Here is a 21302-nt window from a genome sequence, read left to right as displayed (position 1 = left end):
CGTCACTTGAAGACGGCAAAGCGCTCGACGGCGCCGTCGCGCTGGATCTGGTTGAGCAGGTCGACCTCCCAGTCGAGGTAGGCCTTGAAGGCTTGCTGCCGCTCGCCTGCCACCTGGTAGGGGGAGCGCCAGACGTCTTCGGCGGCGTGGTGGAGGGCGGTCGCGCCGGTCTCGAGGTCGTGGCCGGCGGCGCGCCAGGCGGCGGTTCCGCCGGTGAGAACCCGGACCTGCCGGCCGAGCAGGGCTGCGAGTTCGGGCGCGGCGAAGCCCGCGAGCGCGCCGTCGGGCGAGGTCAGCACGAGCGCCTTGGAGGGGAGGCGGTCCGCGTCGTCGCCGAGGCGCGACCGCACCGCGAAAACAGCGCCGGGGATGTGCCCGGCCTCGTAGGTCAGGCTGTCGGCGAGGTCGATCACGCTGGTCTCGCCGCTTGCGAGCAAGGCCTTGAGGCGCTCCGCCGTCACGGTCTCCGCTGCCGGGACGGGGCTTGCGAGCGGGATCCGGTCCGGGCCCGTCTCGAGGCCCGCCGCGATGAGGCGATGGGCGAAGACCTCGCCCCAGCCGAGCTGGATCAGCCAGGAGGCGGTGATCGCGGCCCGCACCCCGTCGGCGTCGTCGATCACGACGATGCGCCCGTTGCGCACGGCCGCGAACTTGTCGAGCGCCTGCACCAGCTGGCCGCCTTCCGCCCAGTGGGAGCCGGCGAGATGGCCGGCCTCGAACTCGCCTCGGGTGCGGACGTCGTAGAGATAGAGCGTGCGGGCCTCGCTCTCGGCCCGCAGCGCGTCGAGCGCCTCGTCGTCGAGCCAGCGGATCCCGAAGCGCTCGGTCAGTCGATCGACGGAGGCGCGGGCCTTGGCGAGCGCGGCGTCGCTCGGGCTCGGCGCGTGGCGGACGACGCCGCTTTCGAGCCTGTAGCCCTCCTTCAGCCAGTCCATGGTGCCGTTCTCGAGCGCGACGACGCGGTTCGGGAGGCCGGCGTTGATCAGCGCCTGGGCGCCGATGATCGAACGGGTGCGGCCGGCGCAGTTGACGACCACGAGCGTGTCGTCGGAGGGCAGCAGGTCGTGGACCCGGTAGGGCAGCTCGGCGTTCGGCACGGCGTAGGCGCCGGGGATGGAGAAGTTCTCGAACTCCTTGATGGTGCGGCCGTCGACCACGACCACGTCCTCGCCGGCGTCGAGCTTGCGCTTGAGCTCCGCGGCGGAGAGATGGGGCGTGCCGTAGGCGTGCTCGACGAACTCGCCGAAAGCCTTCGAATAGGCCCCGGAGCCGGTGTAGACCTCGCGGCCCGAGGCCCGCCAGGCGGCGACGCCGCCGTCGAGCAGACTGACGTCGGAATACCCGAAGGCCTTGAGCTTCTGCGCCGCGCGCGCGGCGAGGACGCCGTCGCCGGCGTCGGTCACGATCACCCGCACGCCCTTGCGCGGCAGCAGCAGGGCGGCCCTGAGCTCCAGCAGGCTGAGCGGCAGCGGCACGGAGAGCAGGATGTGGCCGTCGCGGCCGTAGACGCCCTCGTCGCGGACGTCGACGACGGCGCTCTCGGAGGGGTCGGCGAGGAGGTCCGCGAGCGTCTCGACGTCGATCAGCGGGATCTGCGCGGCGACAGTCTTCTCGGGAGAGACGGCGAGGGTCATCGAGGCGTTCCCTTCGGGGCGCGAGACGTCAGAAGAAGGCGGCGGTCGGGAGCGGCGTCCCGTCGAGCGTGTGAAGGCCGACGGCGCGCGCCTTGTAGGCGACCGGGTTGTGCGACGAGATCGTTCGGATGTTCCGCCAGTGTCGGTCGAGCCGCGCGCTCTGCTTGGCCGCGGAGGCGCCGCCAACGTCGAACAGCCGCGTGGCGGCCGTCAGCGCCAGTTCGTCGATGACGATCTTGGACTGGGCGGCCTGGAGCGAGGCCTCCTCGAACAGCTCCGCGTCGGGCGCGCCGGCAAGCGCGGTGTCGTAGGCGCGCTCGAGCGCGGCGGCCGCCCGCAGCACCGCCGCCTCCGCGACATAGGCCGCGCTCGCCAGCCGGCCGAGCGTCTCCTGCAGCAGGGGATCGTCCGCCGGCTTGGCCGCGACGGCGTGGTAGTAGTTCCGCCCCCGCGACGTCAGCAGCGCCCGCGCGTCGCGCACGACCGCCTTCAGGATCCCGGCGACGATCGCCGTGAGGTAGAGCTGCGCGAAGGTGGCGTCGTGCGGCACCTTCAGCTCTTCCGCCGCGATCCGCACGACCTCGTCCGGCTCGACGCGGACGTTGGCGAAGGTCGTCGCGCCGCTCGCCGTCAGGCGCTGGCCGATGCCGTCCCAGTCGTCGGTGCGGTCGATCCCGTCGCGGTCGGCCGGGATCACGGCCGCCACCCGCTCGCCCTCCGGCGTCCGCGCGTGCACGTAGAGGATGTCGGCGTAGTAGTTGCCGGTGCTGTAGTACTTGGCGCCGTTCAGCCGGTGGCCGTCGCCGTCGGGCGTCAGCGAGGTCTCGCTCGAGCCGTCGCCGATGTTCTGGGTGCCGAGTTCGCTCGCGCCGAGGCCGAAGATGCGGCCGGCGCGCGCCTCGTCGAGCCAGCGGCGATGCTTGGCGCTGCCGGGGACCCGTAAAGCGCGCTCCACGAAGGCGAAGTGGTTGCGCAGAATATGGGGAATGTTGGAGTCGGCCTCGCCAAGCGCCAGCACGACCTCGAACAGCTCGGTCAGGCGGGCGCCGGCGCCGCCGGCGTCCCTCGGCAGCCGCAGGACGCCGAGGCGTGCGCCCTTGACCAGGCCGATCGCCTCGCGCGCGTCGGCCTCGCCCCGATCCCGCGCCTCGGCCCCGGCCGCGATGACGGCGATCAGCCCGGCGAGCTCCGGCGAACCGGAGGCGACCGGCGCATCGACGGGGCGGGGGGACGGGTTCGGAGCGTTCATGCGTAGCTCTCCTGAAGCAGGCGGCCGGCCTCGACGGGTTGCGCAGCCGCGCGCCGGGGAGGGCGGGCAAGCCCGAAGTGGTCGCGCAGGGTCCGGCCCTCATAGGCGGCGCGGAACAGGCCTTTCGCGCGCAGCAGCGGGACGACCTGCTCCGCGAAGGCGGGGAAGCCGTCGGCGATCACATCCGGCATCACGTTGAAGCCGTCGACGGCGCCGGCGCGGAACCAGCGCTCGATGTCGTCGGCGATCTGCTCGGGCGTCCCGACGATGATGCGGTGCCCGGTGCCGCCGCCCTGGGCGCGGATGAGCTGGCGCACGGTGAAGCCGCCGCGCGCGGCGAGCGCGACCGCCCCGCGGAAGAAGGTCTGCATGCCGTTCGCCGGCAGCGTCAGGTCAGAGGGCAGGGGCTCGTCGAGCTTCAGGCGGGCGGGATCGACCTGGAGGATGCTCGCGAGCCGGCCGATCCCGTACTCGATCGGCGTCAGCTCCCAGAGCTCCTGTTCGCGCCGCTTCGCCTCAGTCTCGGTGCCGCCAATCACGGTGACGAGGCCCGGGAAGATCAGGACGTCGGACGGGGACCGGCCCGCTTGGACCAGCCGGGCGCGGAGATCGTTCGCGTAAAGCTCTGCGTCGTCGAGCGTGTAGGCGACGGTGAAGACCGCGTCGGCGTGCTCCGCGGCCAGCCGCTTGCCGTCGTCGGAGCCTCCGGCCTGCACCACGATCGGCCGGCCCTGGGGAGGGCGCGGCACGTTGAGGGCGCCGGCGACGGAGAAATGCGCGCCCTCATGCCGGGCGGGATGCACTTTCGCGGTGTCGACGAGCCTACCGGAGGCCTTGTGGCCCACCAGCGCGCCGTCCTCCCAGCTGTCCCAGAGCGTCTTCACCACCTCCGCGAACTCGGCCGCGCGGTCGTAGCGGGCGCCATGGGACAGCTGGGTCGCGCTGAAGTTCGCGGCCGTCGACGGATCGGCCGTTGTGACCACGTTGAGGCCGGCGCGGCCGCCGCTCGCATGGTCGAGGGAGGCGAAGCGGCGGGCGATGTTGTAGGGCTCGTTGAAGCTCGACGAGGCGGTGGCGATCAGGCCGATGCGCGTGGTGCGCGCCGCGATGGTGGCGAGCGTGATCGTGGGCTCGAGCGCGTTGAAGGTGCGGTGGCCCGGCTGGTCCGACAGCGAGGGCACGTCCGCGAGGAAGATCGCGTCGAAGGTCGCCTTCTCCGCGAGCTGCGCGATGCGGACGTAGAACTCCACGTCGGCGAAGTCGCCCGGCTGCGACGCCGGCCAACGCCACGCGGAGGCGAAGGTGCCGGCGTGGAGGAAGTTCAGGTTGAGGTGGAGCTCTCGCGTTGCGGCCACGTCTGCGGTGTCCCGTGTCAGGAGGGACAGGGCTAACTCAATTCACAATTTCGATAGAAATTATCATTTGTTTTTCCGAGAGAAAGAATTTCTTTCGTCGGCGGGCGTGCGCCGACGAAAGCGTTGAGCGGCCGGGCGATAGGGAGGCCCTCGTCGCGCGGGGTGTGCTCACGCGTAGGGCTGCCCGCCGCCGTCCACGTAAAGCCGCGACCCGTTCACGAACTTCGCGGCGTCGGACAGCAGGAACGCGACGGCCTCCGCAACGTCTGCGGGGAGGCCCGGCCCTGGCGTCGCGGTGCGGCTGAAGCGCTTCCGCTCCTCGGTGGCGCCGGCAAGCCGGGCCGAGCGTGGCGACTGGATGGGACCCGGCGCGACCGCGTTGACGCGCACGCCGTCCGGCCCGTAGCGCCGGCCGAGGCTCTGCGCCAGCAGATCGAGCGCGGCGTTGACGCTCGCGCCCGGGAAGTGCTGCGGGGGCGGATCGATGCCGCCGCGGCCCGAGATCAGCACGATGGCGCCCTTGGCCTGATCGATCAGCGTCGGGAGCGCCGCGCGGACGGGACGGACGCTCCCGAGCAGCTTGGCTTGGATCACACGCAGCCAGTCGTCGTCGGTCAGCTCGAGAAAGTCCGCGAAGGCGCCGACGTTGGTGCTGGCGACAAGACCGTCGATGCGGCCATGGCGCTCCAGCAGGGCGGCGAAGCCCGCGCGGACGCTGGCGTCGTCGGTCACGTCGACAGGAAGGCGGTCGATGCGCGGAGCGTCGCCGAAGTCGGTCTCCGCGACCGAGCGGCCCGAGGCGACCACGGTCGCGCCGCGCTCGGCGAGCAGGAGGGCGGTGGCGCGCCCGAGCGCGCCCGACGCGCCGGTGACCCAGAAGACCTTGTCGTCGAACGGAAGCGGCATGGCGGTGGCGTCTCCAGAAAGCGGCAAAAGGGGTGAGGGCGGCGCTTGGCGACAGGGACTGGCGGGGACAGGGCGGAGGGGCCGGGCTGAGCCGAGGCAACGGACGACGAACCGCCCCGTGCGCCGGGATCATAGGTGATCCGCGCAAGTCGCAAAGCAACGATACGTTTTCGGGACGAGAAGAAAATAATCGCCTTCGCCAGCGATGTTTCGGGATGATCGGTTGATTCCACGCACTTGACGTCGTCCGTTGGTCGTCCTTCGTTCAGAAGGTGATTTGTCGCGCAGGATGCGAACGATCCTCGGTCGCGCCGGACGTTGGCGGACTGGAACGCCGGTTCGGTCGGCGAACTCTGCGGCCCATCGTTCCGGACGCCGCGCCAGGGCCCTTTCAGTTGGAGATACTCATGACGTTGACCGCCGATCTGCCGGCCGAACCGGCCTTCGCCGACGCACGCGCCGATGCGGAGGCGGCGCTTCACGCGCGCTACCGCGAGCTCGTGGCGGGGGCGAGCGCGCACTGGAACGAGACCCTCGGCGTGCTGCTCGGCCATCGCAGCGTGCGGAGCTATCGCCCGACGCCGCTTCCCGACGGCGTCGTCGAGATCCTCGTAGCCGCGGCGCAATCCGCCCCTACGTCGTCGAACGCGCAGGCCTGGAGCGTCGTGGCGGTCGACGACCCCGAGCAGAAGGCGCGGCTGTCCCGGCTCGCGGGCGACCAGAAGCACATCCGCGAGGCGCCGCTGCTCCTGGTCTGGGTCGCGGATCTCGCCCGGGCCGCCGCGCTCGCCGACGAGCAGGGCACCGGCCTCGAGGGCGGCGATTATCTGGAAGGCTTCCTGATCGCGGCGTTCGATGCGGCGCTTGCGGCCCAGAACGCGCTGGTCGCGGCGGAGTCGCTCGGACTCGGAACGTGCTACATCGGCGCGCTCCGCAACCATCCCGTCGAGGTCGCCCGCGAAGTGGGCCTGCCTCCCCGGGCGGCCGTCGTGTTCGGCCTCACGGTCGGCTACGAGGATCCGGAGACGCCTGCAGCCGTGAAGCCCCGACTGCCGCAGGCAGCGGTGCTGCATCGGAACCGGTATGCGCTGGACGCCCAGCATCCGGCGATCGGCCGCCACGACGCCCACAGCCTCGACTTCCGCGCCGAACAGCGGCTCGATCCGACGCCGTGGACGGTGCTGGCGGTGGACCGCCTCCGCACCGTCGCCGCGCTCAAGGGCCGTCATGTGCTGCGGCAGGCGCTCGAGGCGCTCGGCTTCCGCAACACGTGACGAACCGGCCGCCGGATCGCTCCGGCGGCCGGTTCAGCCCACATGTTCAGTTGGCCTTGGCCGCCTCGCGCCAAGCGTCGCCGGCCTCGATCTGGGCGGTGTAGCGGTCGTCGATCACCGTCCGGAAATCGACGGGGCGCGGGTAGAACCCGATCTTGGACAGCTTCTCGGTCACGACGAGCTCCGCCTTGAAGCCTTCGCCGCCCTCGTTGACCGGGATCAGCGTAAGGGCGCCGCTCTTCGCCGCGAACAGGGCCTCGCTCTCGCGCAGCTGCTGCGTCTTCACATAGGACTTTGCGAAGGCCGGGCCGAATTTCGTCACCCATCGTCTGACCGTCTCGTAGGAGACGTCGACGCCTCGATCTGCGAGCAGGTCCTCGACGTCTCTGAAGCTTAGCGTAAAGCGGAGATAGAGCCACACGGCATGTTTGATGATGGCCGGCGCGAAACGGTGACGAGCGTAGGAGGTCGAGGTCATTCCGCCACCATGCGCCGGGCAGCCCCTAACGTGACAATGCCGAGCGCGCGCCATCTGAAATGCTCTACTTGGTGTGGATGTCAAACGCGCACGCCTAGGTGCAACGTTCCAGCTAGCGCAACACAGCTTGACACCGCGTGAGACTAACAGTGGCCGGTTCTGAGCGCTATCGTGTCCTAAGGAGCAATTGTGCTCCAAAGCGGTTAACGGGATAAGCCAATGGTGTCCCGGCCTCCTCACACCGCTTGCTGGTGACTGATGAAGGTCTGACTATTGGGCACCCCGTTTCCGGGATTACCGCAGAGGATGATTTCATCGTGTCCATTAGTGCACACGCTCTTGCGCAGCAGTCTTCCACAGCCGAACCTGCATCGATGGCATCACCTTTGGCTGTATTGAAGTCGATCTTGTCCAACCCGACCGATATCGATTTCGTCAAACAATTTACGACTGATAAATTCACATACGTATCGCTCAACTTTCAAAACGCGGAACTAAAGAAGATCATGCCTTGGGCCGGAACGAACGATGGTACAGAAGCACTCGTGAAGACATTTATCGACGTCAGCCGTTATTGGAAAGTGGACAACTTCGAGATTCATGACACTTTTGAAAACAAGGATGGCGCAGCGATTTTTGGCTCGTTTACCTACACGTCAAGTCTTTTGGGTAAAACGGTGACATCACCATTCGCGGTTCTGGCGCGCGGGGAACACGGCAAGCTGTCCTACGTGCAGTTTATGGAAGATACTTTTGCAACCGTCCGCAGTTTTAGAGAAAGTGGTGAGTATCTCATCAAGGCAAGGCCGGACGGGTGGGAAACCAGGGTCTGAAGACAATATTTGGTCCGCCGAACTAACGCAGGATCGTTCGCGTCGAGGGACTAGACTAGGTGCCGGACAGCCCTCGTGGCTGTCGTGGTCCTTGACGCAAGCGGTGGGCGTCTCGGTACGGCGATAAGACAAGCACGAGCTAGTATCGTGCGGCAAGTCGGGTCTTGCCGAGCAAACGTAGCCTGATGAGCGGGCTGGATCGTCGGCCGGTTTTTTTGAAGGGCGTTCCCTGAGGCGATCGGCCTGCTATCAGCGCACGATCAAGCGTATCATTCGGCCGATCAATGGCAGTAAGACGACAGCTCCGATGGCGATCACCACCGCCGGTGCGCGTCAACATCTCGTTGGCCGCGCCTTTCAAAACTCGCGGTCTTTCGCCTGCGCATTTTCCGCTCCCTGGAAGGGCCGCAATGGTCGAACTCGCCGTTCGGTGAGGCAATGGCGCTCCGGCGTGCATGACAACTCCGTTGAGGCCGCGTTGCCGCAACAACACTCACAATCCCCGATTTCATCGCCACGTTCGAGACAGTGGCTGCAAAGTCGTGCGGCCTCCCGTTCGATCCCGCTTGCCGGTGAGAGGCCGACGGACTTGAGTGGCGGAAGGCAAGCAAAGCCAGGGCGCCGACGGCCACGACGCCGACCGTCGTGGCGCGATTCCGCCAATGGCGCCTAACGAGCAGCTTCCACGATAAGGTCCGCCACGACCTGCGGCTGCGAGACCATGACGACGTGCGATCCGCCTGGGACCACGATCGTCCGCTTCGAGCCTGCCCGCTCCGCCATGTATCCCAGCGCCTTAGCCGGGATGTTCTTGTCGCCGTCGCCGTAGATGAAATACGAGGGCAGGGACTTCCAGGCCGGTTCGCCCGACTTCTCCGTCAGGGCCGCCTCGGTGATGGGTCGCTGGCCGGCCGCCATCAACGCGGTGGCCTCGGCGGGGAGGTCATGGGCGAACTGCTCGCGAAACTTCGCTTGGTCGATATAAAGGTCGACGCCGCCGCCCGCGAGCTTGACCGGCGGCGCTAGTGCCGAGCCAAGCGTACCGCCGGGGAATTTGCCTGCCAGCTCGGCAGCGGCCTCGCCAGCGTCGGGCGCGAAGGCGGCAACGAAGACCAGCGACTTGACGTGGCCCTGTCCCTTGGCCGCGTTTGCGATGACCTGGCCGCCATAGGAATGGCCGACGAGGACTACCGGGCCTGCGATGCTTCCAACAACTTCGGAAACGTATCGCGCGTCGTTCGAGACGCTGCGCAGAGGGTTTGCGACGGCCACGACCTTGTAGCTGAGCTTCTGGAGATTGGTAATGACGCCATTCCAACTCGACGAATCGGCGAAGGCGCCGTGGACGAGGACGATGGTCGGCCTGGCCGGCTCGGCATCGGCCGAGCCGGAGAGAAGGGCGGTCGTGACAGCGACCGTAGCTGCAAGCTTGGACATTGTTATCTTCTTTCTCTGCCTCTTTCACGATGTCGGAATATCGAGCGGAGTCATCCAGGTGGTGGCATGTCGTCTGGTTTGGATCTGTAGGTCTTAAGGGGCTGGGCCGCGCGCTTTTGCAGACTTTAAGATTGGTTTGCTGAGATCCCGGCCCGTGACGCAGCTTGCGATTGGCGCGAGAACATCCGGTAATCAGGTCAGGATGGGCCACACCATCAGGCAGCCAAACAGGACGAAAACGGTTCCGGTCAGTCGGCGTCCAAGTTCGACGTTTGCCTTGCCGGAAAACAGACCGCGGAGCTGCCGGGCGGCGAGCGCGTAGCAAGAGAGCACGACGAGCTTCGTCGCTACGAATGCCACTACAAGCGCAACCAGCAGGCCGTACCCACCATCCGCTGGGATAAACTGCGGGAACAGCGCGGCGAAGAACAGTACGGCCTTCGGGTTGCTGATCCCGATCCCGAAGGACTGCAGCCAGAGGCCTAGACCACCGCCCTCGGGCGACGGCCGAATATCGTCGCGGTCCGCCGCGACCGTCGGTGCACGAAAGTATTGAGCGCCAAGCCAGAAGAGATACAGCGCACCGCCGAGGCGAAGGGCGGTGAACAGCGCGGCGTTGGTCGCCAGCAACGCGCCGACCCCAACGGCCGACAGCGATGCGAGGATGACGATGGCCGCCAGATCGCCACTGAGCGCCAGGATGGCGCGCCGCGGGCCGTACATTATGGCATTGTTGAGCAAGAACACCGTCGAGGGACCGGGCGTGGCGACTTGGGCCGCACTGATCAGTACGAAGGCTACGAAGGTCGCGAAGATCATCTGCCTCACCCCGGGCATCAAATGGATTAACGCGTATCGCTCACGGCGTGCGCGATAACAGGTGGGATTTCGGCGATTTCTGTCCGCAGGTTAGTCGGGGAGGGGGATGTGCTCGTCCCGGTCATCGGCCGGAAGATCAAAGCGTCCCTTGCCCCAGTCTTGCGCGCGCCATTCGGCTTTGGCCTCCTCGATGCGCTCCAATGACGAGGCGACGAAGTTCCACCAGATGTAACGTGGTCCTGCGAGCGTCGCGCCACCCAGGATCATCAGCCGCGCGCCTCGCGCGCCAGCCGCGACCGTGATCCTGTCGCCAGGGCGAAAGACCATCATCTGGGGGGCCTCGTAATCCTGGCCGGCGATCGAGATCGATCCTTCGACGATGTAAATGCCCCGGTCCTCGTGATCGTCGGGCATCGGCAGTCGGCGACCTGCCTCGAGGCTGACATCCGCGTAGAACGTCTCGGAGAACATCGTGGCCGGGGCCATTTTGCCATAAGCGCTTCCCAGGATGAGTCGAACCGAAACACCCTGGTCCTCGATCACCGGCAGCATCTCCTTGCCGTGATGCTCGAAAACGGGCGCCATGTCCTCATGGCTTTCGGGCAGGGCGACCCAGGTCTGAATGCCGAACAGGCTGTTGGGCCCCTTGCGGCTTTCTGCCGAGGTGCGTTCCGAATGGGAGACGCCACGCCCGGCGACCATCCAGTTCAGCGCGCCGGGACGGATGATCCGGTCGGAGCCGATGCTGTCTCGATGATGGAAGTCGCCGCGATACAGGTAGGTGACGGTGCCAATTCCTATATGCGGGTGCGGCCGTACATCGACGCCCTGGCCGGTGAGGAACTCGGCCGGACCGGCTTGGTCGAAGAAGATGAAGGGGCCGACCATCTGCCGCTTCGGAGCCGGCAGCGCGCGCCGAACCTCGAAGCCACCCAGGTCTCGGGCTCGGGGAACGATGAGGGTTTCGATCGCTTCGATTCCCACCTCGTCGGGACAGCCCGGCTCTATGGCGGGGTTCCAACTCATGCGCGTCGTCCTACTCGGGCTAACGGCGGAGCTCGCCATCCGAAATACAGATTTGAAGGGATCCGTCTGCATCGCGCAGGTGGGGACCCTCGGTGGTTCAGAACACTGTCTGACGTGCGAGCGCGTCCGCGGCTAGGTCCGTGATTCGACAAACTGTGTCCTGAAAAGTGGAACACGAGCGGAAGCTTTGGATCGATCCGGGTCTCGCCGAACGCATCGCGGATTGGCTACATGGCGCCGCGAACGGCGTCGCGGAAGGCGGCGCCCGCATTCTCCATTAGATGCCAGCGATCCGCGACCTGAACGCGTGAGGCAAAACGCGCGTTTGCCGCCTCCCGTAGCCTCCGCCACGATCGCGGGCGACGACGGCAATGCCCGGATCTCGGCTGAGCCATCCAGCCCCGGTTGCGATCTCACCATCCGGCAGCAGGGCGGCAGGACGTCGGAACCGTCGATGGCCGCTCAAGGCTGAACTGGAATACGGGCGATCGCCTTGATTTCGAAATCGAAGCCGGCCAGCCACGTCACGCCGACCGCCGTCCAGTTCGGGAAAGGCGGATCCCCAATCTCCGCAGATCGGACCTTCATGATCGTGTCGAACTGCGCCTCGGGATCGGTGTGGAAGGTGGTCACATCGACCACGTCATCAAACGTGCAACCGGCCGCTGCCAAAACAGACTTCAGATTGGCGAAGGCACGCCGAACCTGCTCCTCAAATATCGGTTCGGGCGAGCCGTCTTCTCTGCTCCCCACTTGTCCGGAGACAAATAGCAGATCGCCGGATTTGATCGCGGCTGAATAGCGATGCTCGGCATAAAGGGCATGCCGATCGGCGGGGAAGATCGCTTCACGTCCTGTCATCGGTACCTCCAAGGTCTGCGGTCGGCTATTTCTTTCATTGCTCAAGGAACGTGCGAGAAAGTCTCGAATAAGCCTGGCGATCTCGCAGTGATGTGTTTCCAGCGCAAAGTCATGTGATCCGCTTCTCAGCCAGTTAACCGCGCCGCCGGGTTGCGTGTTGAACCCGCCGACGTGCCGCTTGTGTTACGCGAGCGCGCCCGCGTCAGCGTTGAGGACGGCGCCGGTGATCACGCTGGCGGCAGGACTCGCCAGGAACACCACTGCGTTGGCGATCTCGCGTGGCTCGGCGTAGCGCCCAAGGGACGTCATGCCCCGCTGGAAGTCGGCGGCATCGCCGTTCGCGGGGTTTGCATCGGTATCGGTCGACCCAGGCTGCACCAGGTTGACGGTGATGCCGTTCGGACCGAGCTCACGCGACAAGCCGCGGGTGAACGACGTCAGTGCTGCCTTCGAGACGGCATATGCCGTCACGCCCGGGAACGGAACGCGCTCGCCCAACCCCGAACCGATGGTGACGATGCGCCCGCCCGAGGGGAGGTGCGGGATGGCCGCCTTTGCGAACAGCATGGGCGCTCGCACGTTCACGTCCATCAGCTTCTGATATCGGTCAAGGTCCAGCTCGGCGATAGGACCGTAGTAACCGACCGCAGCACTATTGATGAGGATATCGAGGCCGCCAAGCGCTGCCACGGCCTCGCTGACGGCCCGGGCGATCGCCTCGGGATCGCCGCTGTCGGCCTGAATGGCAACAGCGCGTCGTCCCGTCGATTCGATCGAATTCGTCACCGCTTGGCCCTTCTCGGCCGAGCTCAGATAAGTGAATGCGACATCCGCGCCGTTTTCCGCCAGCACCAGCGCGATTGCGGCGCCGATGCCGCGCGATCCGCCGGAGACGAGCGCGCGCTTTCCAGTTAGATCGATCATTCCATAGTGCTCCTTATTACAGGAAATCAAGCACTCCAAAGCAGATGTGCACCGCAATGGCATCCCAACATTGCACCGGCGGTATAATGGCGTTTGCATCTCGGCGTGCTTAGTGTCGGAAGCTGCCGAGCAGTGTTGCAGGGATCGGAACGCGGAGGCGGAGGATTTTCGCCGACGCGGCGCCTGCCGTTTTCGACGCTTCCGGTCTAATTGCGGCAGCGCATTGCGGACGTCGGCATGCAGGGCGGGTTCGAGTTTCCGTGACCGCGATCTCGCGAATCCTCGTTAGCTCGTGGCAGTGGGCTCCAGACGCATGTCATCCAGTTCGTCGTCGGAGAGATGCTGAATTGCTTTAAGTACCGCTTCCGCATCGGCGCCGACGGCGACCCGGCTTGGAGCAGGATCTCGCTCGAGTATCTCGATCAGGAGGGCAGCGGCGCCCCGAGCGTCCAGAAGGTCGGCAGCCGGTACGCCTATACGCTTAGCGTACGTCGCAAGCTGCCTGCCATACAGCTCTCGCTGCTCAGGCGTCATGTCCTCGGCGGCGCTGATCAGGGCAGAAGTCTTCGATGCGTCACTGCCTTGGACTCGACCCATCAAGGCCGTCGTGATGTGCACGCTATGCGGCTTAAGGTCGGCCCGGTAAGCGGATAGGAGCGCGTCGAGCGCCGCATTCGTCGCTCCCGCGAGGCCGCTGAAGGGGACTGGTGTGCTGGCCATCGCGTCGACGATCTGGAGGATTCGGCCCCGTGATCGGCGAAGCGCCGGCAAGAAGGCATTGATGATGCTCATCGCGCCGAGGACATTCTGCTCAAAGACATATCGTGCGGTGTCGATGGGGACCGCTTCGAGCGGGCTCGGCGGGATGACATGAGACCTGTTGATCAGAAGGTCGAGACCGGCCCCGTCGAGCGCCTCCGACACGCCCTCCGCCCAAATTCTTCCCTTGGTAAATTTGGTGACGTCGCTCACCGCGAGGCTGACGCGCCCGCCCGAGGCGGTTCTGAGTTCCTGCACTTCAGCAGAGGACGCTGCAGTTCCGAAGACGATACAGCCTTGCGCCGCATAGCCCAGGGCGAGCTCGCGACCAAGTCCGGCACCGGCTCCGGTAATCACAACTGAACACCAGCGGCGTCGAGAGCGAAGCGCCATAGCGACTCTCCTGGATTTTAGCGTCAGCTTCATAACGGTCCTGGCGACCGAGGCGACTTCTTGCCAGGAAAGCTTCCCTCTCAACCCTCGCCGGGGCGAAAAAACCTTAATTGATCTCGATCGACAGGGTCCTGGTTAGACCCTGAGGTTTCTCCGAAACTCGGGATGGATGACGTCCATCCACTTGCCCCCGGAGAAACCATCAGTCGATAGCTTCACACTTCTCTCCAGCGAGCTGCGCCTTAGACTGTCGGTGATCTGGGGAGGACCGGGTACAGGTTGCACCAGGTGCGCATCCCGTTTCCCGCCCTCCATTCCGATCAGGCGCCTACCGACTGTTCCTTCGGAACCGGCGTGTTGAGCAATTGCTGCTCCCACATGTAGGCGACGCCGCTGCCGCCGACATGATCGATCATGACCTGCGTCAGCGGACCGGCCGTTTCGACGCGGGCCCAATCGCGCTGCCATTCGGCCGCGAGGGCCAGCCAGGTCATCATGTTGATGCCGGCCCCGATCATGCGCTGAATGGCGACCGCGTGGGCCTCAACCGATGTGCCCCCGGATGCGTCCGTAATCACGGTCACGTCCCAACCTTCGCCTGCGGCCTGGATCGCCGGCATCGCGACGCAGACCTCTGTCCAGAGACCGGCGATGATCAGTTGCTTGCGTCCGGTCGCTTTCACGGCGTCGACGACTGCCTTGTCCTCCCAAGTATTGATGAAGGTGCGATCGATCACCTCCTGATCGGGAAAAACGTCGGTGACATGCCTGAAGATCAAGCCGCCCCGCGCCGCGATGACGCTCGTCAAGATCGTCGGAACGCCGAAGGCCTTGGCGGTTTTGGCCAGAGCAGTCGTATTGTTCACCACTGCCTGCGGATCATGACTGTTCAGGTTGGCGAGCTGGTAGGGCTGATGGTCGATCAGGACCAACACCGAGTCCTCCGGTCGAAGGAGGGAGTCGACACCTTGGCGGAAGCTCATGGTCATTTTCCTTTCCTGCACAAGCGCTCGTGACGGGCGAGGCACAGCGGCGGTGGGGCGCCCGGCGGTTAGCCCAGCGCATGTTCCAATGCCATTGCACTTCTCGTGCGGGTAGCTTCAGATCGTGCCGTGCTGTGTTGCAGATCGGGGAACAAGCGTGGATATCGAGGAACTGCGTACGTTTGTGGAGGTCGCCGATGCAGGAAGCGTCACGGCAGCTGCGCTTCGTCTTGGCGTTTCGAAGTCGATTGTCAGCCGGCGTCTCGCCAGGCTGGAGGACGACCTAGGTATCCAGTTGCTTGCCCGGACGACTCGCGGCGCCGGCCTCACAGAAGCTGGGATAACGTTCCGGGAACATGCCGGAAAGATCTGCGCAGAGATCGACATCGCCCGCGAAACAATACTGCCAGCGGGCGCACTACGCGGGACCTTGCGGATTGCCGCCCCGCTGACGTTCGGTCCAACACACTTTGCGCCTGTGATCGCGGAACTGGCGCGGCTTAATCCTGAGCTGCAGGTTCGCGCTTGTTATACGGACAGGTTCGTTGACCTGATCGCTGAAGGGTTCGATTGCGCCATCAGGATCGGTCATCTCACTGACTCAAACCTGCTCGCCAGAAAAGTCGGATACACGCCCGCCGTATACGTGGCCACGCCTGAATACATTGAACGTCATGGCGCTCCGGAAACACCGGACGAATTCCAAACTCATGACGTCGTCATGCAAGGGACGGAAAGCTGGCTGGCACTCGACGGCGACAAGTTGATCACGCTTAAGCCGAGGGGGCGCTTCAAAGCGGACAACGCCGTCGCGCTCGTCGCCGGCGCCCTTGCAGGCATCGGGCTTGCGGGTATTCCCAAGGAACTGATCATCGAGCATCTCGATACCGGCGCGCTGGTGCCGGTGATGAAGCAATATCCGCCGCCGACCTTGGGCATCTACGTTGTGCGGCCACCCGGCAATCATCCCGCTAGAAAGGTGCGTGTGTTGACTGAAATGATGGTCGAATGCTGCGAGGGCCTGTGCAGGGGTATCATGCTGCGCGACGCCCAACGGGCGAGTTAGCAACCAGAAACACCGGTTTGATGTTGCACAAACTGCAACATAAATCGGCAGCAAATAGCACTATCGGGTCCATAGCCGGACAAGGCACCGTCGCATCGCACCTAGAGATGCATGCGGGGAGGTCAGATCGAGAAGCCGCGCGAAACGGGTCACCTCCGGCTGGCGTTCAACGGCGGTTCGGCGCCAATAGCCGTACTTAACGGCGCAGCCTAAATCGGACCTTGGCCGTCACTCTCGACGCCGGATCTAAGGCCACGTCGCGGTCAGCGCAAGTCATCGCCGCGCCGCCACCTTGGGCCTGTCGCGACGTCAACCACTTCAGGCTTCAAGGCGGCGACCGGCTTCTCCCAGCCGCCGCCGAGCGCTTTGTTGAGCGCGACGTAGTCGGTTGCGGCCGAGGCTCTACTCTGAAGCAACGCATCCTCCGCCTCGAACGCCGAGCGTTCGGCGTCGAGGACGTCGAGGAAGTCGGCCGCGCCTGCACGGTAAAGTCCCCGGGAGAGCCGCGCGGCCTCGCGATAGCTCGAGGCGGCCGTCGCAAGCTGACCGCTCCGCTGGCGCTCCTTGACGAGCGACACCAGCGCGTTCTCGACGTCTTCGAGCGCGGTCAGCACCGAAGACATGAACGCCACGAAGTACTGATCGCGCTGGGCCCGTGCGACGTCGACCGCGGCGCGCAGCGAGCCGCCCTGGAACAGCGGCAGGTTGACGGACGGCCCGTAGGACCACCCGATCGTCGACCGCTTGGCGAGGTCGCCGATCCTGGAGCTCGTGGTCGAAGTCGACCCCGTCAGGCTGACGCTGGGATGGAGCGCGGCCTCCGCTTGCCCGATCTTCGCCGTGTACTGGGCGAGCCGGCGCTCGGCGAGGCGCACGTCCGGGCGGTTGCGCAGCACGTCCGCCGGGACGCCAGCGGAGGGCAGGCGCCGCGGGTTTGGGATCGGCTTCGCAGCCGCCATGCGCGCCGAAAGCGCCGCCGGGGGGCGTCCCGTCAGCACGCTAAGACGGTGGATCGACTGGGCGAGCGAGGATTCGAGCGAAGGGATTTCGGCGGCCGTCGAAGCCGCAAGGCCGGCGGCGTTCGAAGCGTCGACCGAGGAGGCGGAGCCTGCGTCGAGCTTCTGCTTGGTCAGCGTTGACGACGCGAGGCGATCGCCCGGCCGCCCGCGGGTGAGCGAGGACGATCGTTGCGCGGCATTCATCGCGGCCGCGCGAGCCCTGTTCGTCGAAGGCGGATATGCGGCGCTGACCACGAACGCCGTGGCCGCCCGCGCGAAGGCGTCGAAACGCTCCCTCTATGAAGCCTTCGAAAGCATCGACGCTTTGTTCGCCGCGGTTGTCGCCGAGCATTCGATGGAGATGCTCCGCGAGCCGCCGGACGATGACGCGATGCCGCTCGAGACGCCATCGCTTTCATCTGCAATCTCGACATCAACGAGGAGAGCGATCGCTACCGTTTTGCCTTCCTGAACGCCGCGATACAGGACCAGAGCCGTTTTCCGCAATCGCGCGCGGCGATCGTCGAGAACGGCATCGACCCGGCGCGTCGCAGGCTGACCCGGTGGCTCAGACGCCAGATCGACGCCGGCCGGATCGTCGACGAGGATCCCGAGCGTCTCGCGCGCCTGCTCATGGACCTCGTGTTCGCATCGTCGCGGTTTCAACCCGGATCCACCGAAGACTGGCCCAGCCAGGACATGCGGAGGGATCACGTGAGGTGGTGCATCCGGATCGTGCTTCGGGGGCTCGAAATCTCGTAATCCGCACGCCGACGACAGCTATAGGCCCGAACGGAACAACCCGATTTTGGTGGTGGCGCCGCTCCAGGTGAGGCCGAACTGTTCGACAGCGCTCAGATAACCCGCCGCTTCTCAAGCGCGCGCGATTAACAGCACGGAGAGGTTTCTCAGCTGAGCTTCGCAGAACGCGCAGGGACTTCATTTTATCTAGATAAGACATTGATACTTCGGGCGTGCTCTTTGGCGGCGCGCATCAAAGCTAGTGGCGCCGAAGAGGGTTTCGGCAGCGACGGAACTTAATAGGGCGCCCCTTCTTAGCATTTGATCAGTACTTTTACGTAGGTGGTATTATGCATGTTAAGCAACTTGCAGGATTGAGAAATCGTATCTAGTCTCATTAAAACTGTTCCAATTCGAGCGCCGCAAGCTTTGCGTTGGCGGCGCGCCATTTGTGACTGGTTCTGAGATAATTGTGCAGATTAGTCAGCTAAGAATTGACTAATTCTCACGCTGGTTAATCTGCAGATTCGTCTTGGCGGAAGATTCATTCCGCCTGATTAATGCGTCCTAACGCTTCGTCAGCAGAAGAAGCGCTTTCCATAATTTGCAGGTACGTCGGTGCAGGGCGGCGTGAATGGCCGCGCCTGGACTGGTCAATACGCAGGGAATATCGCATGGCCACTGACGACACTTCGCCGGCCGAGAGCGGCTACGGCAATGCGTATCTCGACTCCTTGATCATCGGGAACAAGTGGGTCGGAACGGTCAACTGGAGCTTGCAGTCAAGCTCTGGACAAACCTGGTCCGACGCCGAGCACGACGCTTTCGTCGCGGCCTTCAAGCAGTTTTCGGACGTGTCCGGCCTGACCTTCGCCGAGGACACGACCAACACCGTCGTCAACATCAACGAGTTCGAGACCACCGGGGCGACCTGGAACGACCCTCCCGGCCGCACGACGCTCGCCGATCACAACCCAGTCGGCCAAGGTCCTGGCGACGACGTCACGGTCGGGCGGTACAACACGACCCATTCCTCGTGGAGCTATCTCACCCCCGGGGGCATGGGCTTCTCCACCATCGTGCACGAACTCGGGCACGCGATGGGGCTCGATCACCCGCACGACGGCGCGGAACTGTTCCCCGGTGTCAGCCGCGGCGCCGCCTTCGGCGATCTCGGCGACAACAACCTGAACCAGGCGATCTTCTCGGTCATGTCCTACAATCGCGGTTGGACGACGCGTCCAGACGCCGCGACCACGCCTGCATTGACCGACCGGATGGGCCACGCCACCGGCCTCATGGCGTTCGACATCGCCGCGATCCAGACGCTTTACGGGATCAACTGGTCAACACGGTCCGGCGATGACCTCTACACGCTCGCGAGCGCCAACGGCGACGGCGTCGGCTGGACCTGCATCTGGGATGGCGGCGGGATCGACACGATCAGCAGCGCCGGCGTCGCAGCATCCTGCACGATCGATCTCACCGCCGCGCCACTGACGGGCGCGAATGCCGGCGGGCTCGTCTCCTACGTGACGGGCATTCTGGGCGGCTTCACCATCGCCAACAAGGCCGTGATCGAGAACGCGATCGGCGGCGCCGGCGCGGACAAGCTGACCGGCAACGCGGCCGACAACGTGCTCGAGGGCGGGGCGCAGGCCGACGTCATCGACGGCGGGGCCGGGTCGGACACGGCGAGCTACCGGTCTTCTCAGTTCGGGGTCGACGTGGATCTGGGCCGGCAGGGCACGCGGCCGCCGTCCGGCGGAGACGCGCAGGGCGACACCCTGATCTCGATCGAGAACCTGATCGGGAGCAACCACAATGACCGTCTCGTGGGCCTGACTGGAGTCGGCGGCTCCCGTCTGGACGGGCTCGACGGCGACGACACGCTGTTCGGCGGCGAGGACCGCGACGTCCTGCGTGGGGGAGCGGGCGCTGACCGGCTCGTCGGCAACGGCGGCGACGACGTCCTGCACGGACAGGATTCCAACTTCATCCGCAACGGCGGTTTTGAGGTGGTTTCCGGCGTGGTCCCCGACGCCAACGGCTACGCCGTCCACAGCCCGATCGAAGGCTGGGGCAACTTCAGGCCGGGCGGCATCGAGCTCTTCGTCAGTGGAGGAGCCGCGGGGTCGAGCTCGTCCGGCGCGTACGGCGTCGACCTCGAGAGCAACCAGGCGAACACCAACGCATCGATCACGCAGGCCGTCCAAGGCCTGGAGGAGGGCGCCGGCTATTGGCTCGGCTTCGACGTCCGCAAGGTCAGCGCCGCCGCGAACGCCAAGCTCGAGGTCTACTGGGGGGGCGAAAAGCTGAGCTTCCCGGGGGACGCGGCTTTCGCCGAACCTGGCACGGAATGGTACACCTACTGGGTCCACGTCACGGGCGGCGCCGGCGAGGCCGGGGACAAGGACCGGCTGACCTTCACCGAAATCGGCGGCGGCGACGCGCACGGAACGCTGCTCGACAATGTCCGCCTCTACCGCGATCCGGGCAACGGCCTGCCGGCAAACACCAACGATCCCCTGCGGGACGGCGACGACGTCTTCGAGCCGGGAGCCGGCGCCGACACCGTGTACGGCCACGGCGGAAATGACCGCGCGATCTTCGAGGAGGTCGGCCCGGGCGACGACCACTTCGACGGCGGCGCGGGGGTCGACACGCTGGTCATGAACTGGTCGGGCGCGACCACGGGCATCTCCTACAGCGGCCTCTACACCACGAACTCCGCGAGCATTGGGGTCGCTGAAAGCTACATCGCCGGCGGCAAGCGTCTGTTTTTCAAGGAAGTCGAGCGCTTCGAGCTGACCGGCGGCGAAGGCGGCGATCGGCTGAACGGAGGCGCGCTCGCCGATAAGCTCGTGGGCAACGGCGGGAACGACACGCTGTACGGTGGAGGCGGCGGCGACGACATCAACGGCGGCGGCGGCTTCGACCGGGCGGTGGTCAAGCTGTCCGGCAACGGCGCGAATACAATCGTCCTCAAGAACCTGCAGAACGGCGGAACTGTTACGCTGTCGGACGGCACCAAGCTCACCTCCATCGAGGCGATCGACCTCGAGGCGGGCGATGGTGCAGACTTCCTCGACGTGCGGGGCACGGTCGCCAATCCGGACAATCGAGCGCCGAACGATCCGGCCTATCCGACGGCCTACACGGAGTTCTCGGGGCTCGGCGGAAACGACACGCTGGCGGTCGACCTCGCCACGTCGGGCGGCGGCGGGACCTTCGCGACTCCCGGCGCACATTTCGACGGCGGCGCGGGCAGCGGCGACCTGCTGATCATGGACTGGTCGGCGGCCGTCAACAACATCTTCCGAGACAACGACGGCAGCTACAAGTCGTTCTGGTACACCGCGACCACGGAAAACCACAGCTCGATCCAGCTGTTCTTTACGGCGTCCTTCGTCAACGTCGAACGCTTTGAACTGACGGGCGGCAGGGGTGATGACAGCCTGTTCGGCGCAGCCGGAAGCGACCTGCTGAACGGCGGGACGGGGAACGACGCTCTGTCCTTTGGAGCGGGTCTCGACACGCTGGTTCTGAACTGGTCGACGCTCGAT

General features: G+C 65.5%; 18 protein-coding genes and 2 pseudogenes. 6 read left to right on the top strand and 14 right to left on the bottom strand.

From position 1 onward, the window contains the following. Positions 1–2 precede the first annotated feature (2 nt). The 4 genes from METY_RS00095 to METY_RS00080 all read right to left on the bottom strand — a co-directional run bounded on the left by METY_RS00095 (position 3) and on the right by METY_RS00080 (position 5144). Positions 3–1634 carry a rhodanese-like domain-containing protein gene (locus tag METY_RS00095; RefSeq protein WP_103119375.1) on the bottom strand — a complete coding sequence of 544 codons (1632 nt, stop codon included), beginning with the start codon at positions 1632–1634 and terminating at the stop codon, positions 3–5. 28 nt (positions 1635–1662) lie between these two features. Further along, on the bottom strand, positions 1663–2883 hold the full coding sequence (locus tag METY_RS00090; protein WP_103119374.1) for an acyl-CoA dehydrogenase family protein: 1221 nt from the start codon (positions 2881–2883) through the stop codon (positions 1663–1665). Next, positions 2880–4238, bottom strand: coding sequence for an LLM class flavin-dependent oxidoreductase (locus METY_RS00085; RefSeq protein WP_103119373.1), 1359 nt, complete (start codon positions 4236–4238; stop codon positions 2880–2882). The genes METY_RS00090 and METY_RS00085 overlap by 4 nt, the downstream gene beginning before the upstream one ends. Before the next feature lie 168 nt (positions 4239–4406). Continuing rightward, positions 4407–5144 carry an SDR family NAD(P)-dependent oxidoreductase gene (locus tag METY_RS00080; protein WP_103119372.1) on the bottom strand — a complete coding sequence of 246 codons (738 nt, stop codon included), beginning with the start codon at positions 5142–5144 and terminating at the stop codon, positions 4407–4409. 407 nt (positions 5145–5551) lie between these two features. On the opposite strand from METY_RS00080, the gene METY_RS00075 reads away from it, so the two are divergent. Beyond that, entirely contained in the window at positions 5552–6418 is an 867-nt protein-coding gene (locus tag METY_RS00075; protein WP_103119371.1) for a nitroreductase family protein, read from the top strand. A 292-nt stretch (positions 6419–6710) separates the two neighbouring features. Here the strand turns inward: METY_RS00075 and METY_RS21330 are convergent. Further along, a pseudogene (locus METY_RS21330) lies at positions 6711–6896 on the bottom strand (IS6 family transposase); the annotation flags it as partial. 251 nt (positions 6897–7147) lie between these two features. On the opposite strand from METY_RS21330, the gene METY_RS00065 reads away from it, so the two are divergent. Then, on the top strand, positions 7148–7729 hold the full coding sequence (locus METY_RS00065) for a nuclear transport factor 2 family protein (protein WP_244593458.1): 582 nt from the start codon (positions 7148–7150) through the stop codon (positions 7727–7729). Positions 7730–8398: 669 nt separating this feature from the next. Here METY_RS00065 and METY_RS00060 read toward each other — a convergent pair. From METY_RS00060 to METY_RS00025, 8 genes and pseudogenes are all read right to left on the bottom strand, one after another. Further along, on the bottom strand, positions 8399–9166 hold the full coding sequence (locus METY_RS00060; protein ID WP_103119370.1) for an alpha/beta fold hydrolase: 768 nt from the start codon (positions 9164–9166) through the stop codon (positions 8399–8401). A 192-nt stretch (positions 9167–9358) separates the two neighbouring features. Continuing rightward, a complete protein-coding gene (locus tag METY_RS00055; RefSeq protein ID WP_103119733.1) occupies positions 9359–9985 on the bottom strand; it encodes a LysE family translocator in 627 nt (208 codons plus the stop codon). A 90-nt stretch (positions 9986–10075) separates the two neighbouring features. Further along, positions 10076–11011, bottom strand: coding sequence for a pirin family protein (locus tag METY_RS00050; RefSeq protein WP_103119369.1), 936 nt, complete (start codon positions 11009–11011; stop codon positions 10076–10078). A gap of 230 nt (positions 11012–11241) precedes the next feature. Next, positions 11242–11456: pseudogene (locus METY_RS21325) on the bottom strand (ISL3 family transposase); the annotation flags it as partial. Between the two features lie 17 nt (positions 11457–11473). Further along, entirely contained in the window at positions 11474–11872 is a 399-nt protein-coding gene (locus tag METY_RS00040; protein ID WP_103119368.1) for a RidA family protein, read from the bottom strand. A gap of 183 nt (positions 11873–12055) precedes the next feature. After that, positions 12056–12796 (bottom strand): SDR family NAD(P)-dependent oxidoreductase, encoded by a 741-nt coding sequence (locus tag METY_RS00035; protein ID WP_103119367.1) that lies wholly within the window; start codon positions 12794–12796, stop codon positions 12056–12058. A 285-nt stretch (positions 12797–13081) separates the two neighbouring features. After that, the gene (locus METY_RS00030; protein WP_160147272.1) at positions 13082–13948 is read right to left on the bottom strand and encodes an SDR family NAD(P)-dependent oxidoreductase; all 867 of its coding nucleotides are present in this window, start codon (positions 13946–13948) and stop codon (positions 13082–13084) included. 320 nt (positions 13949–14268) lie between these two features. Continuing rightward, positions 14269–14931: a hydrolase gene (locus METY_RS00025; RefSeq protein ID WP_103119732.1), complete on the bottom strand. Its 663-nt coding sequence runs from the start codon at positions 14929–14931 to the stop codon at positions 14269–14271. 157 nt (positions 14932–15088) lie between these two features. Here METY_RS00025 and METY_RS00020 point away from each other — a divergent pair, with 157 nt between their 5' ends. Next, the gene (locus METY_RS00020; RefSeq protein WP_103119365.1) at positions 15089–15997 is read left to right on the top strand and encodes a LysR family transcriptional regulator; all 909 of its coding nucleotides are present in this window, start codon (positions 15089–15091) and stop codon (positions 15995–15997) included. A gap of 263 nt (positions 15998–16260) precedes the next feature. On the opposite strand, the gene METY_RS00015 is transcribed toward METY_RS00020, so the two are convergent. After that, entirely contained in the window at positions 16261–17199 is a 939-nt protein-coding gene (locus METY_RS00015) for an efflux transporter outer membrane subunit (RefSeq protein WP_103119364.1), read from the bottom strand. Here METY_RS00015 and METY_RS00010 point away from each other — a divergent pair. The 3 genes from METY_RS00010 to METY_RS00005 all read left to right on the top strand — a co-directional run. Continuing rightward, the gene (locus METY_RS00010; protein ID WP_160147271.1) at positions 17168–17467 is read left to right on the top strand and encodes a helix-turn-helix domain-containing protein; all 300 of its coding nucleotides are present in this window, start codon (positions 17168–17170) and stop codon (positions 17465–17467) included. The genes METY_RS00015 and METY_RS00010 overlap by 32 nt on opposite strands. After that, positions 17404–17757 carry a TetR/AcrR family transcriptional regulator C-terminal domain-containing protein gene (locus METY_RS21705; RefSeq protein ID WP_160147293.1) on the top strand — a complete coding sequence of 118 codons (354 nt, stop codon included), beginning with the start codon at positions 17404–17406 and terminating at the stop codon, positions 17755–17757. Before METY_RS00010 ends, METY_RS21705 begins: the two co-directional genes overlap by 64 nt. Before the next feature lie 653 nt (positions 17758–18410). After that, on the top strand, positions 18411–21302 hold a 2892-nt coding region (locus METY_RS00005; protein WP_103119363.1), incomplete at its 3' end, for a M10 family metallopeptidase C-terminal domain-containing protein.

The sequence above is a fragment of the Methylopila sp. Yamaguchi genome, assembly GCF_002897035.1.
Taxonomy (GTDB): Bacteria; Pseudomonadota; Alphaproteobacteria; order Rhizobiales; family Methylopilaceae; genus Methylopila.
The sequence above is the reverse complement of the archived record's forward strand: the minus strand, read 5'-3'. Positions and strand labels throughout refer to the sequence as shown.

Bases quoted from the DNA above. Each gene is read 5' to 3' on its own strand.
- METY_RS00095 (WP_103119375.1), bottom strand. From the start codon at position 1,634: ATGACCCTCGCCGTCTCTCCCGAGAAGACTGTCGCCGCGCAGATCCCG.
- METY_RS00090 (WP_103119374.1), bottom strand. From the start codon at position 2,883: ATGAACGCTCCGAACCCGTCCCCCCGCCCCGTCGATGCGCCGGTCGCC.
- METY_RS00080 (WP_103119372.1), bottom strand. From the start codon at position 5,144: ATGCCGCTTCCGTTCGACGACAAGGTCTTCTGGGTCACCGGCGCGTCG.
- METY_RS00075 (WP_103119371.1), top strand. From the start codon at position 5,552: ATGACGTTGACCGCCGATCTGCCGGCCGAACCGGCCTTCGCCGACGCA.
- METY_RS00060 (WP_103119370.1), bottom strand. From the start codon at position 9,166: ATGTCCAAGCTTGCAGCTACGGTCGCTGTCACGACCGCCCTTCTCTCC.
- METY_RS00055 (WP_103119733.1), bottom strand. From the start codon at position 9,985: ATGATCTTCGCGACCTTCGTAGCCTTCGTACTGATCAGTGCGGCCCAA.
- METY_RS00050 (WP_103119369.1), bottom strand. From the start codon at position 11,011: ATGAGTTGGAACCCCGCCATAGAGCCGGGCTGTCCCGACGAGGTGGGA.
- METY_RS00040 (WP_103119368.1), bottom strand. From the start codon at position 11,872: ATGACAGGACGTGAAGCGATCTTCCCCGCCGATCGGCATGCCCTTTAT.
- METY_RS00035 (WP_103119367.1), bottom strand. From the start codon at position 12,796: ATGATCGATCTAACTGGAAAGCGCGCGCTCGTCTCCGGCGGATCGCGC.
- METY_RS00030 (WP_160147272.1), bottom strand. From the start codon at position 13,948: ATGGCGCTTCGCTCTCGACGCCGCTGGTGTTCAGTTGTGATTACCGGA.
- METY_RS00025 (WP_103119732.1), bottom strand. From the start codon at position 14,931: ATGAGCTTCCGCCAAGGTGTCGACTCCCTCCTTCGACCGGAGGACTCG.
- METY_RS00015 (WP_103119364.1), bottom strand. From the start codon at position 17,199: ATGAATGCCGCGCAACGATCGTCCTCGCTCACCCGCGGGCGGCCGGGC.